The organism is Sorangium sp. So ce302 (assembly GCF_051530145.1).
Classification (GTDB): domain Bacteria; phylum Myxococcota_A; class Polyangia; order Polyangiales; family Polyangiaceae; genus Sorangium; species Sorangium cellulosum_B.
This window is the reverse complement of sequence record NZ_CP150326.1, coordinates 7,869,575-7,884,715: the sequence shown is the minus strand read 5'-3', so window position 1 is coordinate 7,884,715 and position 15,141 is coordinate 7,869,575. Positions and strand designations below refer to the sequence as shown.

The 15,141-nt window shown below is 72.0% G+C and carries 7 protein-coding genes; 3 read left to right on the top strand and 4 right to left on the bottom strand.

The window, feature by feature from the left end; genetic code table 11:
• Positions 1-24 precede the first annotated feature (24 nt).
• Both WME73_RS29760 and cysS read right to left on the bottom strand, forming a co-directional pair.
• Positions 25-2,631, bottom strand: coding sequence for a LamG-like jellyroll fold domain-containing protein (locus tag WME73_RS29760; protein ID WP_437911730.1), 2,607 nt, complete (start codon positions 2,629-2,631; stop codon positions 25-27).
• An 864-nt stretch (positions 2,632-3,495) separates the two neighbouring features.
• On the bottom strand, positions 3,496-5,034 hold the full coding sequence (gene cysS / locus WME73_RS29755) for a cysteine--tRNA ligase (protein WP_437911729.1): 1,539 nt from the start codon (positions 5,032-5,034) through the stop codon (positions 3,496-3,498).
• A 187-nt stretch (positions 5,035-5,221) separates the two neighbouring features.
• Here cysS and WME73_RS29750 point away from each other — a divergent pair, with 187 nt between their 5' ends.
• On the top strand, positions 5,222-6,289 hold the full coding sequence (locus tag WME73_RS29750) for a class I SAM-dependent methyltransferase (RefSeq protein ID WP_437911728.1): 1,068 nt from the start codon (positions 5,222-5,224) through the stop codon (positions 6,287-6,289).
• A gap of 44 nt (positions 6,290-6,333) precedes the next feature.
• Here WME73_RS29750 and WME73_RS29745 read toward each other — a convergent pair whose 3' ends face one another.
• Entirely contained in the window at positions 6,334-7,884 is a 1,551-nt protein-coding gene (locus WME73_RS29745; protein ID WP_437911727.1) for a serine/threonine-protein kinase, read from the bottom strand.
• A 200-nt stretch (positions 7,885-8,084) separates the two neighbouring features.
• Here WME73_RS29745 and WME73_RS29740 point away from each other — a divergent pair, with 200 nt between their 5' ends.
• Together WME73_RS29740 and WME73_RS29735 are read left to right on the top strand one after the other, a co-directional pair.
• A complete protein-coding gene (locus WME73_RS29740; RefSeq protein WP_437911726.1) occupies positions 8,085-11,957 on the top strand; it encodes a protein kinase domain-containing protein in 3,873 nt (1,290 codons plus the stop codon).
• Between the two features lie 204 nt (positions 11,958-12,161).
• Positions 12,162-13,076, top strand: coding sequence for a hypothetical protein (locus WME73_RS29735; RefSeq protein ID WP_437911725.1), 915 nt, complete (start codon positions 12,162-12,164; stop codon positions 13,074-13,076).
• 52 nt (positions 13,077-13,128) lie between these two features.
• Here the strand turns inward: WME73_RS29735 and WME73_RS29730 are convergent, their stop codons facing one another.
• Complete coding sequence (locus WME73_RS29730) at positions 13,129-15,099, bottom strand: protein kinase domain-containing protein (protein WP_437911724.1); 1,971 nt, start codon at positions 15,097-15,099, stop codon at positions 13,129-13,131.
• Positions 15,100-15,141 lie beyond the last annotated feature (42 nt).

Below are 15,141 nucleotides of genomic sequence, written 5' to 3'. Positions count from 1 at the left end.
CCCTCGCGCCGGGGCGCTACCGGATCAGTGGACGCGCCCGATGCCGCGGCGGATGAACGCCGAGCGGCTCGCGGCCGCGCCGGCCGCCGCGCCGCCTGTCGGCGCGGCCCTGAGCGCCGCGGAGGTCGGGGCAGGCTCGCAGACCAGCGCCGACAGATCCTGATTCCGGCGCCTCAGATCGTTCAAGGTGCGCGGCTCACCGCTCACCGGGTCACTGACCGTGATCCCCGTCATGAAACCCGACAGCGACGCCTCGTTCCCGAGCGACCTCGGGTTCACGTGCAGGAACCCCGTCCCGGTCTCCTGCGCGCCGTGGCACCCATTGCAGGTGTTGAGCGAGAACTTGTGCCGCGCCTCGTTGTTGAGGATGCCAGGAGCGGTCCAGGCCGTGAGGTTGTTGAACGACGAGCCGCCGAGGAACGGGTTCCCCTGGAACGTGTCGGGCACCGTGTGCTGCTCCGCGATGATCGAGGCCTCGTTCTGGTTCACGAAATCAGCGAGCGTGGGCGATCCGTCGAAGCCGAGATCCGGCGTCAGCTTGACGGTCTCCGGCCGCAGGAAGCCCGTATCGGGCGAGAGGACGAACTCGCGCAGCTCCCACGGCCCCGCGAGCGCGATCTCGTTCGTGCGGAGCTGCCCGAGCGAGCTCCCGTTCGGCTTGCCGGGCGCGGCGTTCCGGCCTGCGAACCGCGTGGTGATGTCCTGGAGCGCCGCGTTGTACGCTTCGGACGGGAAGGGCAGGCTGCCGAGGGCGTGCCAGTCGTTCGCCCAGTCGAGCACGTCGGCCTCGGTCGACGCGGGGAGCTTGTACTCCAGGATCACGGTGAACTGCTGCGGGAAGCCCTGGCTGACGACGCCGAACACGAACCTCCCTTCGCCGGCGTGGCCTTCGGCCAGGTTGCGCACGTCGATCCTGTTGACGATGCCGAGCAGCAAGAGCGGCGCCTGCTGCAGGTCGAGCGACCCGTCAGGGCTCCTCGGCCACTCGTCGAGCACGACCGGTTGGATCGCCGTGCGCGCCGGCACGGTGAAGCCGTTCACGACCTGATCGGTCAGCCAGGTGCTGAAGAGCTCCTCGACCATGGCCGGCGCGTCGGCGGGCGTGGGCGCCATGTCCTCCATCAGGCGCGCGAACGTCCATGCGCCCGTGCGGGGGTCGCTCGGCGGCCCATTGAACGTCGTGCGGAGGGGATCCTCGACCACGCTGAGGTCCTTCACGAAGATCTCTCGGCTCGTGCGGACGAAGCACCCCGTCGGCTCGGCCAGCTCGAAGTCGAGGGCCCCGGAGGCGACGATGAACTCGGGCGAGTTGAAGTCGATCACGGAGAAGGGGATCAGGTGGGCGCCGGGATCCGCGTCCTCGGTGCCGGTGACGGTGACGGGGAACGTCTCCGTGCTCCCGGGCAGGACGCCGGGGAAGAAGGAGGGATCGGCGGAGACGTCGATGCCCGCCGAGGGGCTGGAGATGTCGAGGAAGTAGTCGCGGCCGGGGCACGCGCCGACATCGTTGTTGGTGACGGCGATCTGGTACGCCACCGGCGTGTTCGGGGCGACCAGGCCGCTGCTCTCCGGCGTGACGACGGCCGTCGTGGGGCGCCTGAGGCAGGAGAGCTGGGCGATCTCGAAGGCGGTCGTCGGTGAGGCGGAGAGCCAGACCTCGTCGAGCACGCCGGTGAAGCGCTCCTTCTGCACGTTGTTGCCGATACGGATGGGCGCGTCGATGTCGTGGAGCGTGCCCGCCGCGCTGATCTGGCCGACCTGCTCGCCGTTCAGGAAGAGCCGCACGAAGGTGCCGTCGTAGATCCCCGCGACGTGGGTCCACACGTTGGCCTGGATGGGGGCGCGGGAGGTGACCGTCCGCCCGTTGGTCAAGGTCACGGTGAACCGCGCCTGGCTGTTCCGGATGTCGAGCGAGAAGCTCGTCTCTCCGCCGCCCTTCTCCTGCACGATGGTCCGCGGCGTCGATCCTGACACCGCGGTCGGATTGACCCACGCGGCGACGGCGAGGTTCTGTCCGAACGTGAAGCTGGCATCGTCGTCGACAAGGATCTTGTCGTTGTCCTGGTTGAAGGCGACGCCGAGACCGCTGACACCTTGAGCGCACGCCGCGTTGGCCGAGCGGGTGGCCGTGTTGCCGTTGCCCGACGAGTCGAACAGCGCCGTTGTCGCGGCGTTGCAGTCGTCGAGCTGCCAGAAGCCGACGGCCGGCGGCCCCACCGGGGGCGGATCGCCGGGGTCGCCGCCGCCGACGCCGGAGGTGGTGACCGAGCTGCTGGTGGAGCCGCCGACGCCGGTGGAGCTGGCGACCACGCTGCTGCCGACGCCGCCGGTGCCGCCGCCGCCGCCGACGCCGGTGGTGGAGGTGGCGACCGCGCTGCTGCCGAAGCCGCCGGTCCCGGTCGCGCCGACGCCGGTGCCGACGCCGACGCTGGTGCCGACGCCGGAGACGGTGCCGCTGACGGCGCTCGACCCGCTGGCCGCCGCTTCGAGAGCTAGTTCTGCGTCGTTGAGTGAACCTTCATCGACGTCATAGCTTCCGCACGCGGCGCCCGAGGCGAGCAGGGCGAGGACCGCGGCCGAGCTGGTTTTGATTGAGAGAGGATGGGCGAAGCCGAAGGAGAGGTTCCGCATCTGCGTTCTCGTTGGGTAAGAGTTGACTGCACGAGCGCCGTCCGGCCGCAGCTCGAGCTACGACCGGCGACGCGAACAGGCGTCTGTCTGACCCGACCGGGCTGTTCGGGTTTGGGCGCTGGTGCGGAGCACCCGATTGGCAATTGATGTGCCCGGTCCCAGATCGTGATTTTCGCCTTGTCGCGTCGAACCCAGCGTGCCCGGGCGTGTCGGCGGACTCCGACAATGGCACATCTGGCACACCCATTTTGCGACCCCCGGCGGGTGCTCGAGATCAAACAAGCACGCTTTCGACGCGTCCAAATGGTGCGCCGTGGCGCGCGGCAACGGGGGACAACAAGGTTCCTTTTCGTCGCCGCACGCCCGTCGCACTTCGTCCCGACCGCAGCTCCGCCGTCTCGCGGCCATCCATTGCGCCGCTTCTATATGCCGCGCCGCATCCTCCACGCATCGCGCCGCCGTCTCAATGCATCGCGCCGCGCCGCCGTCGCGTTATGCCGACATCTCTCTATAAGGAGGTGGCCGCGGCCCAATAGGAGGCGGACCGTGACTTATAAGGAGGCGGGCCGCGGACATCCCGTGTTGTGGCGGCTGGAGCGCGCCGCCCTTTGACGCCGCGGCGTTGTCCGTGGCCGAATCCCGGGCGGCAGCCGTCTCCAGCCCGCGCCCTCCGCCGCGCCGCTCCCGGCAAGTTTCCGCCGCGCGATCCTCTCCGCTCTTTCTCCGAGCTCTGATACACCCGTTAGCGGAGCTCTCCCGCACAGGAGACGGGCCCAGATCGGCGTTTTCGGCGCGGAGGCGTACTCTGGTACGCCGAGCACCGAAAACGTCGAGATGGGCCCGTATCCGAAGCGGGAGAGCTCCTCAGGAGAAGGACCAGCGGGGACCGCGGGGAGTATCTTCCAGCACGACACCTGCCTCGGTCAGCAGGTTGCGGATGGCGTCCGCCTTGGCGAAGTCCTTCGCCTTCCGGGCCGCCTGGCGCATCGCGATCAGCCGGTCGATCGCGGCGTCACCCCCGCGCCCAGCCGCGCCCTCGGCAGGGGCGAGCGCGTAGTCCGGAACGAGCTCCGGATACAGCGCCGGCTCGGCGATCTCCACCCCGAACACCGCGAGGTGACGCACGATCGCCCGGTAGACCGCGAGCAGCGAGGGGCGGTCCTCACACCGCTCGATCCCCGCCGAATAGAGCGCGCTCACGTAATCGAAAAATGCAGCCACAGCGTTCGGCGTGTTCAGATCGTCGTCCATCGCCTCGATGAAGCGCGCGATGAACCGCTCGGTGAGCTCCCCGAACTGGCCGTGAACGTACTGGTGGCGCATCCTCGGGAACCGCTCTTCCTCGGGTCGCTGCGACGCGTACGCGCCCGGGGCGAGGGGGGCCTCCGTCGCGCCGCTCAGCTTTTCGGCGAGGACCGTCGCGAGCTTCTTGATGCGCGCATAGCCCTGAGCGGATTGCTGGAGCAGCTCCCAGCCGAACGGGAGCTTGCAACGGTAATGCTGCGTCACGAAGAACCACCGCGCCTCGTCGTGCCCGTGCCTCGACAGGAGCTCCTCGACGGAGATGACGTTCCCGAGGCTCTTCGACATCTTCATGTCCTTGAGATCGAGGTGCTCCGGGTGCAGCCAGTAGCGCACCCAGGGCCGCCCGCAGAGCGGCTCGCTCTGCGCGATCTCGTTCTCGTGATGAGGGAACATGTTGTCGATGCCGCCCCCGTGGACGTCGAAATGGTCGCCCAGGAGCGCCGTGCTCATCGCCGAGCACTCGATGTGCCAGCCGGGGCGTCCGGTCGGCCACCCCTCCTCGCCGGTGCGCCAGCTCGGCTGGCCCGGGCCGGTCGGCTTCCAGAGGCTGAAGTCCGCCGGGTGCCTCTTCCGAGCGAAGTCCTCCTCGACGCGGCCGCTCGCCCCGACCTCCTGCTCGTCGACCTTGCGCCCCGAGAGCTCACCGTAGGACGCCCACGTGCCGACCTCGTAGAAGACCTCGCCGTTCACCGTGTAGGCGTGGCCCTTCTCGATCAGGCGCTTCGCCATGTCGACCTGCTCGTCGACGAAGTCGGTGGCGCGCGTGTAGACGGCGTAGTCCTTGATGTGGAGCTTGCGGCAGTCGCGCCGGAACGCCGCGATGTTCCGCTCGGCGACGTCGACGGCGCCCTCGCGCTCGCTCGCGCGCTGCATGATGCGATCGTCGATGTCCGTGTAGTTGATGATGCTCAGCACGTGATAGCCGCGGTACTCGAGGTAGCGGCGGAAGACGTCCCAGAAGCAGTAGGTGCGCGCATGGCCGATGTGCATCGGGGCGTAGACCGTGAGACCGCACGTGTAGATGCGCACGACCTTCGGCCGGGCGGAGACGAAAGGCTCCTTCTTCCTCGTGAGCGTGTTATGAACCTTGAGCGGCATCGGCCACCTGCGTGAGTGTGCGAGCACCCCCCGGGACCGCGTACGCTACCCTGGCCCCGCCGCCCGGTCAACGCGGAACCTCGCCGGTTTTCCCTGTGGTTTCGCGGTGTCTCGCATCGTTTCGCGTCGTCTCGCCACGTCTCCCCACATCTTGCGGCCGTCCTCCCTCCGGTCTACGCAACCGCGCATGCACATCACTTCAAGGACCTTGCTGTTCGTCCTCGCTGGCGCGCTCTCCGCCTGCGCGGGGAGCCCGCCGCCCGTCGAGAGCGCCCCGCCGCCCCCGCCGCCGGCCCCCGCGCAGGCGCCGCCGGCCCCCGCGCCGGCCGCGCAGCCCGAGGCGGCGACGCCCAAGGCGGACCCGGAAGCCGAGAAGAAGCAGGCGGAGCTCGCCAAGCTCGCCGAGGACACGAAGGCCATGGAGGCCAAGGCCGACAAGGAGGCGGCGCGGTTCGACGACGCGCTCAAGGCCGAGGTCAAGGCGCTCATCGCGGCCAACTACCCGAGCGCGGGCGCCGCGCTGCGGGCGGCGCTCAAGGGGAAGCACCGCGCCCCGGGCAACGCCGAGCGCGACGCCGCCCGGCACCCGGTCGAGAACCTGGAGTTCTTCGGCCTCAAGCAGACGAGCACGGTCATCGAGCTCGGGGCCGGCGAGGGCTGGTACACCGAGCTGCTCGCGCCGGTGCTCGCGAAGAAGGGCAAGCTCATCATCACGGCGTTCGATCCGAACGGCCCCGCGGACTCGCGCAACACGCTCTATGGCAAGCGTGTGAAGCGCATGATCGAGAAGTCGCCCGAGCTGTTCGGCAAGGTCGATGTCGTCGTGATCGATCGCGACAGCCCGAAGCTCGGGATCGAGGGCAAGGCCGACCTCGTCATCGCCATTCGCGAGGCGCACAACTGGCACCGGAGCGGCAAGTTCGACGTCTATGTCGCCGAGGCGTTCAAGGCGCTCAAGCCGGGCGGCGTCTTCGGCGTCGTGGCGCACCGGGCGAAGCCGGACGCCAACCCCGATGAGAGCGCGAAACAGGGATACCTCCCGGAAGCGTGGGTGATCCAGAAGGTCGAGTCGGCGGGCTTCAAGCTCGGCGGCAAGTCCGAGGTCAACGCGAATCCGAAGGACACGAAAGACTACCCGGAAGGGGTCTGGACCTTGCCGCCGAACTTCCGGCTCGGCGACAAGGACCGCGCGCGCTACGCCGCGATCGGCGAGAGCGACCGCATGACCCTCAAGTTCGTCAAGCCCGCCCGCTGACCCATCCTGCGCCCGGCGCTCGCGGCCCCGCGAGCGCCGGGGCGCTACGCGGGGGTCGCGGCGCGGCCCGGCGGCCGCACGAACACGCGGCGCATCGGGATCGTGGCGCCGGCGGCCCCCGAGACCCGGTGGGACAAGAAGGCGACGCCATCGAGCATCGCCGGCGACGCGTACACGCCCGGCTCAGCCGCCTCCGAGAGGCACGAGGAGAGCTCGAGGAGGTTCCCGCCCACCAGGGCGCCGTCCTCGGTGAGCACCACGTCGCCGGCGTGGAGGCAGAAGCGGACGCTGATCCTGGGATCGCGCTGGCCCGGCCCGGCGAGCCCCGTGTGCAGCGCGACGGCGGCCGCGATCGCGCGGTGGCGCGCCTCTTCGGTGCCGCGCTCGCCGCGCCGAAAGGGCGCCGCGAGCAGCGCGCTGGTGCTCGTGATCGCGAGCGGCGAGAACCCCGAGGGCGCGAGCGCGGCCACGGCGTCCGGGACCACGGCCTCGAATTCAGCCAGGAAGGCGTCGGTGGGGGCCTCGAGCGCGCGGCTCTCGGCGAGGACCTCGACGAGCAGCCCGATGGCGAGGCGCCGGATGTGCCCCGCCTCCACCGCGCCGGTCCGCGCGATCCGCGCCGTCGCGGCCCGCACGTCGCCCAGGAACGCGGTGACGTCCGGGTGGCGGCCGGCGGGATCCTTGCTCATGGCCCGCACGACGATATCGTCGAACGCCGGGTCGACCGGCGCGTGCAGGCTCGGGCGGGGCGGCGCCTGGTGCAGGTGCAGGTGGCGCAGCACCGGGTACGTGGTCGCCAGGAACGGCATGGATCCCGCGATCATCGTGTAGAGCAGCGCGCCGAGCGCGTAGACGTCGGTCCGCATGTCGACAGGCCGGTTGAGGAGCTGCTCGGGCGACATGAACGCCGGGGTCCCCACGACGTGCCGTGACGACGTGAGCGAGAGATCCGTCGGGCCGAGCAGCTTCGCGATGCCGAAGTCGAGCAGCACCACCCTGAGCTCCCCGCCGTGCTCGCACAGGATCACGTTCGAGGGCTTCACGTCGCGGTGGATGATCCCGAGCGCGTGGACCGCGGCGAGCGCGCTGCAGAGCGGATCGAGGATCGCGAGCGCCTCGTCCGCCGGGAGCCGGCCGCGCGCGAACAGGTGCTGCTCGAGGCTCTTTCCCTGAAGGAGCTCCATCACATAGTAGGGCCGCCCGTCGTCGAGCCGCCCGACCTCGAGGATCTCCACGACGCTCGGGTGCCGGATCCGCCCGATCGCGTCCACCTCGCGCTGGAAGCGGAGCACCACGTCGGCGCGCGAGATCAGGTCGGCGTGCATGATCTTGACCGCCGCCGGCGCCCTGCTCGTCGCGTGCACCGCGCGGTGGACGACGCCGAACCCACCCTCGGCGATGACGCCGTCGAGGAGGTACTCGCCTGCCCGCAGCGCCGCGGCGCGCGGGGCGCCGGGACCTGCGCCCTCGCGATCGTGTGTGTCGGGCGTGCGTTGTTTCCATGTCTGCGACGCGCCGATCGGCGGCTCGCCCGCGGGGGCGCCGGCCGGCGCCGCGACGGGGGACGGCTCATCGTCTTGGCAGGGGTTCTTCATGGGTGACACCCGCTGACTTCTACATGACAACCGCTGAGTTCGCGCATTACAGTACGCTTCGCTGTCGTCCAGCGCGACCTTCGGCTGCCCGCAGATCGAGCCCACTCATGCACCGTTGCCCCGTATGTCACGGGCGGCTCGCCGCTGACGCTCGGTGCGTCAGAGATGGTTTTACGCCGCCGCCCGGCGAGCACGACGCCGTGGAGGGCGCGGCGCCCGCGATCGAGGGCTTCTCCCTGCTCGGGCCGCTCGGTCATGGCGGCTTCTCCGACGTCTGGGCCGCGCAGCAGGACTGCGATGGATCGCCGGTCGCCATCAAGGTGGGGAGGCACGCGGCGTGGAACCTGCGAGAGCGGTTCCGGCGGGAGGCCGCGCTGCTCGAGCGCGTCGGCGTGCCGCACGTCCCGCAGCTGGTCGCTTGCGGCGAGCTCCCCGGGGGGCGGCCGTACCTCGCGATGGAGCGGCTCTTCGGCCAGACCCTCGCCGAAGAGCTGGCGGCGCTGCGCGCGCCGCTCGATCCGGACCGCGCCGCTGGGCGCGCGGACGCGATCCTCGCCGTGATCGAGGCGGCGCACGCGTGCGCCGTCATCCACCGCGATCTCAAGCCGGAGAACCTCTTCCTCCTCGGCTCGAGCGGCCGCGCGGTGCTGCTCGATTTTGGCCTGGGGAAGCTCGCGTCCGACGGCGAGCCGCCGGCCGCGTCCGCCGGCGTGACGCGCGCCGGCGACATCGTGGGGACGCCGGAGTACATGGCTCCGGAGCAGCTCCGGGGCGACGCCTCGCGGATCGACGCGCGCGCGGACATCTATGCGTTCGGCGTCATCCTGTTCGAGCTGCTCACCCTGCGCCCGCCGTTCGTCGGCGGCGAGACCGCCGTCGAGCATGGCCACCTGGCGCTGCGCCCGCCGCGCCCGAGCGATTTCGTGGACGTCCCCGAGGGGCTGGAGGCGCTGACGCTCGCCTGCCTCGCCAAGGACCCGAGCCGCCGCCCGGACAGCGCCGCCGCGCTCCGGCGCACCCTGCACGCCCTGCGCGCGCGGCCTCGCGCCGACTCGATCCCGCCTCCGTCCGCGCCGCGATCGCAGCGGCAGGACGACGGCGCCGCGGCGGCCGTCGCCGAGGGGCGGCAGCCGGTCGCGCTGCTCTTCGCGGAGGGCGGCGTGGGGCCGGTGATCGCGGCGATCGGCGGCCGCCGGGGGTTCGTCGCGCGGCAGCGGGGGCAGCGCTGCCTCGCCGTGTTCTCCGCGAGGGACGTCGACGATCCGGCCCGCGCAGCGCTGGCCGCGGCGCGCGATCTCGCGCTGGGCGGCGGCGTGCGCGTGGCGCTGCACCTCGCCAGCGTGCGCCTGCGCAGGGTCACCGGCGGGCTGCACGCCGCCTACGGCGCGCCGATCGAGCGCCCCGAGACGTGGTTGCCGGCCGAGCCCTGGGGCGGCCTCGCGATGACCGAGGAGTTCGAGCGCGCGCTGCCCGACGACGAGGTCGCCCCCACGCCGCAAGGCGACCCGGAGAGCCTGCGCGAGCCGGCGCTGCTCGGCCGCGACGACGTGCTCTCGGCGCTCGCGGCCAGCGCGACCGACGCCTTCGACGGGACGTGCCCCGGCCTGTTCACGCTCATCGGCGACGCCGGTCTGGGCAAGACGCGCCTCGCGGCCGAGGCGGCCAGCATCGCCGGCGTGCCGGTCCCGGACGTGCGCGTGGTGGCCGCGCGCGCGCTCCACCCCATCCACGGCGGCGCAGCGCAGGCCGTGCGCGCGCTCCTCTGCGTCGCGCTCGACGCGCCGAGGGAGAGCCCCGGAGACCCGCGGCAGTTCTGCGTGGATCGGCTCGGCGAGACGCTCGGCGGCGCGACGTGGGAGGCCGTCGCCGCGGCGCTCGGCTGGACCGGGCCCCGCAGGGGGCGCCTGCCCGGGGAGGCCCGCAACGGCCTGATGCTGGCGCTCGCCGAGGCGCTCCGCAGCGGGGCGCGCCGCGGCCCCCTGGCGGTGATCCTCGACGACGCCGACCAGGCGGACGACGTGCTGCTCGACGCCCTCGAGTACGCCACGCTCGACGGCGAGGGCATCCCCCTCTGGGTGGTCGTGACCGCGCGCCCTCGCTTCGAGCAGGCCCGTCCCAGCTGGGGGCAGCGCAACCAGCGCCACACCCGCGTGACGCTCGCTCCCCTCGCGGAGGAGGCGGCGATGGATCTCGCCTCGCGCCTGCTCTTGCCGGCCGAGTACCCGCCGGCGGAGATCCTCCGCCGGCTGGCCGACTGGGCGGGGGGCAACCCGGATTGCCTGCGGCAGATCGTCCGCTCGCTCAAGCGCGTGGGCGCCGTGCGCCGGCGCGCCGGCGGCGGCTCGTACGTGGCGACCGCGGAGGTCGAGGCGCTGCCGCCCGCGCCGGCGTGGCAATGGCTCGCGGCGCAGAGGCTCGACGATCTGCCGCCGGAGCTCGCGACGTGCGCCCGGGTCTGCTCGGCGCTCGGCATGTCGTTCGATCGCGCCGAGCTCGAGGCGGTGCTGGACGGCCTGGAGCGCGCGGGCGGCGCCGGAGCGATGGTCGACGCGGGCTTCGGGCTCGCGGCCCTGGTCGAGCGGCGGATCCTGCTGCGCGACGGCGAGGGCCGCGGCGGCGGGGACGACCGGCACGCGTTCCAGAACGCGGTCCTCCAGGAGGCGGTCTACGAGATGCTCGACCCGGCGCACCGCGCCGCGATCCACCGGAGCGCCCTCGCGTACTGGCGGGCGCAGGTGGCGGCCGGCTCGACCGACGGCCTCCGCGCGCTCGCGCGCCACGCGGCCGTGTGCGGCGAGCGCGCCGAGGCGGCCGACGCCTACCTCGCGCTCGGCGATCTCGCGTCCGCGCGGCACGACGCCGTCGAGGCGGACCGGCGCTACGACGCCGCGCTCCAGATCGCCGAGCAGGGCGACGCGCCCCGGCGCGCGCGCGCGCTCGCGGGCCGTGGCAGGAGCCGGTACCGGATGTGCCGCGTCCGGGAGGCGCGAAGCGATTTCGGCGACGCGCTCGCGCTGGCCGAGGCGCTCGGCGACGCGCAGGCGAGGGCGGGCCTCCTGCTCGAGGACGCGACCGTGCTCGACTGGGCCTTCGAGTTCGAGGCCTCGGCGCGCCGGGTGGAGGAGGCGCGGCCGCTCGTCGGCGCGCAGGGCTCTCCGGAGCTCGCGCTGCGCCTCCGGGTCGCCGAGGCCCGCACCTCGTGGCGGCGGGGGAGGACCGAGGAGGCCATCGCGGAGCTCACCGCGTGCGCCGATCGCGCCGCGGCGTCGGGAGACTACGACGCGCGTGTCCCTGCCCTGATCATGCTGTCGTTCCAGCTCGCGAGCGCAGGTCGCCGCGACGAGGCCGAGCGCGCCTCCGAGGACCTGATCGCCCTGGTCACGGCGGCCGGCGATCGATTTCACCTCTGCGGGGCGTACATCAACCGCATCGCGCTGTGGGCCTGGCGGTGGTCGTTGCCGGGCGCGGTCGGCGACCTGCGCCGCGCCGTCGATCTCGCGCGCGAGATCGGCAATCCGTGGCTGGAGAAGATGGCCTCGTACAACGTCGCCGTGCTGCTCCACTGGAGCGACAGGCAACGCGAGGCGCTCGCGCTCCTGCGGCGCGCCCGGTGGCTGGAAGAGCAGGCCTCCGAGCGCCCGATGCCCCAGACGGCGATGCTGCTCGCGCAGATCCACCTCGCGCTCGACGAGTATGAGCAGGCCAGCCAGCTCGTCCTGTGGATCCAGCGATCCTGCGCCCTCGAGCCGGGCGACCTCACGGAATACGGCTTGCTCGAGCTCGTGCTCTCGGAGATCGGGCTCCGGCCGGCACCTCCGTCGTCTCTGACGTGGGGCGAAGCGATCCGGCTGGTGAAAGACCAGTCGATCGCCGAGCAGACGCTGATGTTCCTTTACTGGCGTGCTCGCATGTCGCTACGTCGCGGACACGTGCGTGAGGCGGAGGAGGCGCTCGCGAGCGCGCGGGAGCACCGCGGGGACAGCCCCCTGTGGCTGTCCCGCTTCGTCGAGCTGGAGCGCACCCTGGAGGAGGCATCGCGGACGCCGGACGTTCGTCCGGCCGTGTCGCAGTGACCCGATCCTGACTCGATAGGGCGCGTTCCGTTCGATAATCCGGCGAGTCCGTATAGGGGCAACAAACCTCCGTGTGCTAGTTTTCGGTATTGCATGTCTTCCTGGAAAATGAAAGACTGCTAATTTAAGTAAGAGCGAGATTGCTGGTCGGTGTCGGAGCCTGGCCTCGTGCGTGGCAGCGCGCCTTTCTCGGAGGAGAGCTGAATGTCATCGATCCGTTTCATTGCGGTTGGTCTGCTTGGCGCCGGTTTGTTCACGGCGGGATGCGCCGCCCCGTCGGACACCGACCCCGACGCTCCGTCGGACACCGAGCCCGTCGAGACGGCGGAGCTGCCAATACGGCGCAATGCGGTGCCCATCGGATGCAACGGCCTGCTCCCCAGCGACTTCTGGGCGCCGGCGAACCGCACGGCATTCCGCGCGCTCGGCCAGCGCGCGCTCGTGGGCGCCAACGACGTCGTGGTTCCGACGGCGCTGCTCGGCACCTCCGGCGGAAAGAGCGTGCTCGACTACACCGTGCGCTGCGCGCTGTCCTCTGACCAGGTCGTCTACGGTCCGGACGGCCGTGAGTTCTACGGCTCCTTCGGGTTCGCGCCGGAGTGGACGGGGCGTGGTCTCACCACCTCGGAGCAGCGCTGGGTCTCTGCGTGCATCTTCCAACACCTGAACGGCACCGGCGAGCATGTGGATATCTTTCTGGATGGCAGCCACCCGGCCCTCGAGTGCTCCTCGGACGAGGAGCCCTTCGCGGAGTTCGTCGTCCACGACGCCACGATGTACGGCAACGCGTTCCTTCCTTCGGCCATCGCCGGATATGCCTGCATCGATCCCGATCTCACCGGGGAGCTCTCGTCGCTCTCGCTGAGCTGCCCGCTCGATCTCGGCCTCCTCTCGCTGGAGCGGCTCTGTGGCCACGTGCCGACGTGCGGTATCGCCTTCCTCGGTCTCTGCGATCTGACCTGCCTGACGGACGCCGACGGCGATCAGACGTGCCACACGCTTCCGCTGCTCGGGCCTCTCCTGGGTCCGCTGCTCGGGCCGAGCTACTCGGAGACGATCCGGAGCTACGTGCGCGACAGCGATCTCCTGCCGCTCTACCCTGGCTGCGGCCTGCTCTGAGCGGCGCCTCCGTCGGGGGCCCGGCTGAAAGGAGGCGCGCCGCGCGCGCCGGTCACGTCCCGAGGCGCGTCTTCAGCTGCTGAATCGCGTCGGCGATCGCCTTGTCGTCGCGGAAGCAGCACGGATCGTTCCGCCTGCACCGCGCGCCGTGCAGCACCTGGAGCTCGAAGAGCATGCGCTCGTCCCCCTCGGCCGCGGCGCGGCCGAAGAGCGCCCGCTTGCCGCCGCAGCTGGCCCTGCGGAACGCGAAGAGGACGCGGAGCGCGGGGGTCGCGCGCGCCATCACGTCGGGCCGGGCCAGGATCTCGCTGGCGCGCCGGGCCGCCTTGGTGCCTCCGCGCGCGCGCACGAGGTCGAGCAGCACGTCCAGCCCGCCGCTGCCGAGCCGGTTCGTGAGCAGGTCGAAGACCTCGTCCGCCGCCGGGTTGTCGTCCTCGAACCCGATGCCCGCCACGGTGGAGAGCACCTCTTCGCGCAGGCCCCTGCTCAGGGCGAGCTCCGGATCGGCCTCGGCGAGGGCCAGCAGCGACCGCGCCCCGAGCACCCAGTTCCTGGTCGCCACCGCCCGGCTGAGCTGCGCGCGCGGGCTCGGGGCGCCGCGGGCGTCGTCCTCGGGCGCTGCGCTCGCCGACGCGGGGGGCGGCGCTGGCGGCGCCGGCGGGGGCTCGACGGAGGCGACGGCCGACGCCTCCGTGGTCGCCGCGGGTCGCCGGACGACGAGCCAGAGCGCGACGCCGATCGCGAGCGCCGCCAGGGCCGAGAGCGCCGCCGCGAGGGGCACCCAGCGCGCCGAGGCCGTGGGCCCGCGGTGCGCGCGCGCGAGCAAGGTCGCCCGGGGCCCCGGCCAGGCAGACGGCGCCTGCTCCCTGGGCGCCGCCTTCGCAGCCTGCGCGGCGGCCCCGCCCGCCGCGTTGGCTCCGCCCGCCGTGGCCTGGCCCGCCGCGGTGCTCGCGCCCGCCGCCGGCGCCGCCGCGCGCGTGAGCGCCGCGAGCCCCTCATCGAGCGCCGCGATGGCGTCGGCCGCCGTCTGGAAGCGGAACGCCGGATCGTGTTCCATGAGCCGCATCACGGCCTGCTGGACCTCGTACGGCACCTCCAGATCCGGAGCGCGCACGCGGAGGGCCGGCGGCCCTCCCGGCCCCTGCTGCTTGAGCCGCTCGACCACGTTCTTCGTGTCGAAGGGGTGCTGTCCGGTGAGCATCTCGTAGAGCACGAGCCCGAGCGCGTACAGGTCCGCGCGCGCGTCCACCGCGTCCATCCCGCGCAGCGCCTCCGGCGCGAGGTACGCGAGCGTGCCGAAGACCTCGCCGGCGCTGGTCAGGGCGGGGCTCGGCGTCGCCGTCTTGCGGCTCTGGCTGGACAGGAGATCGACGTTCACCTTCGCGAGCCCGAAATCGATGAGCCTGACCTGATCGTGCGCGTCGAGCAGGACGTTCTGGGGCTTCACGTCGCGGTGGACGATGCCCTTCTCGTGCGCCGCCGCGAGCGCCGACGCGATCTGGCGCGCGATGCGGAGCGCCCGCGCGGGCGCGAGCCGTCCCCCCGCGATCGCCTCCTTGAGCGGCGTGCCCTCGACGTACTCGAGGACGAGGAAGAACGACGCGTCGTCCAGCTGACCGAAATCGATGGCGGCGACGACGTTCGGGTGCCGGATGTGCGCTCCCGCGACGGCCTCGCGCTCGAACCGCACCACGAGCTCCGGCATCCGCCGGGCCAGGGGCCGGAGCAGCTTGATCGCGACCTGCTTGCGGAGGTGCACCTGCTCGCCGCGATAGACGGCGCCCATCCCGCCCTCCCCGATGAGCTCGTGGACGCGGTAGCGCCCCGAGATCAGGCTCCCGATCAGCGGGTCGCCGCCCGCGCTCCCGGCCGCCGCCGCCTCGATCGCCTCGATGTCCTCGGTGAGCGCCGAGCTCGAGAGCTCCTCCATGGGCTGCGCGGCCGGCGCGCCGAGCCTCGGGACCGTGAGGTCCTCGACCAAGGCCGAGCCGAGCGTCTCTTCGGATCGCGGCGTCTCCGGCATGCGGCGCAGGATATCAGGTCGGCCGGCGTCGCGGGGAAGCGG

Excerpts from the sequence above, each read along its gene's own strand:
- WME73_RS29745 (WP_437911727.1), bottom strand. The coding sequence starts at position 7,884 with ATGAAGAACCCCTGCCAAGACGATGAGCCGTCCCCCGTCGCGGCGCCG.
- WME73_RS29730 (WP_437911724.1), bottom strand. The coding sequence starts at position 15,099 with ATGCCGGAGACGCCGCGATCCGAAGAGACGCTCGGCTCGGCCTTGGTC.
- WME73_RS29750 (WP_437911728.1), top strand. The coding sequence starts at position 5,222 with ATGCACATCACTTCAAGGACCTTGCTGTTCGTCCTCGCTGGCGCGCTC.
- cysS (WP_437911729.1), bottom strand. The coding sequence starts at position 5,034 with ATGCCGCTCAAGGTTCATAACACGCTCACGAGGAAGAAGGAGCCTTTC.
- WME73_RS29735 (WP_437911725.1), top strand. The coding sequence starts at position 12,162 with ATGTCATCGATCCGTTTCATTGCGGTTGGTCTGCTTGGCGCCGGTTTG.
- WME73_RS29760 (WP_437911730.1), bottom strand. The coding sequence starts at position 2,631 with ATGCGGAACCTCTCCTTCGGCTTCGCCCATCCTCTCTCAATCAAAACC.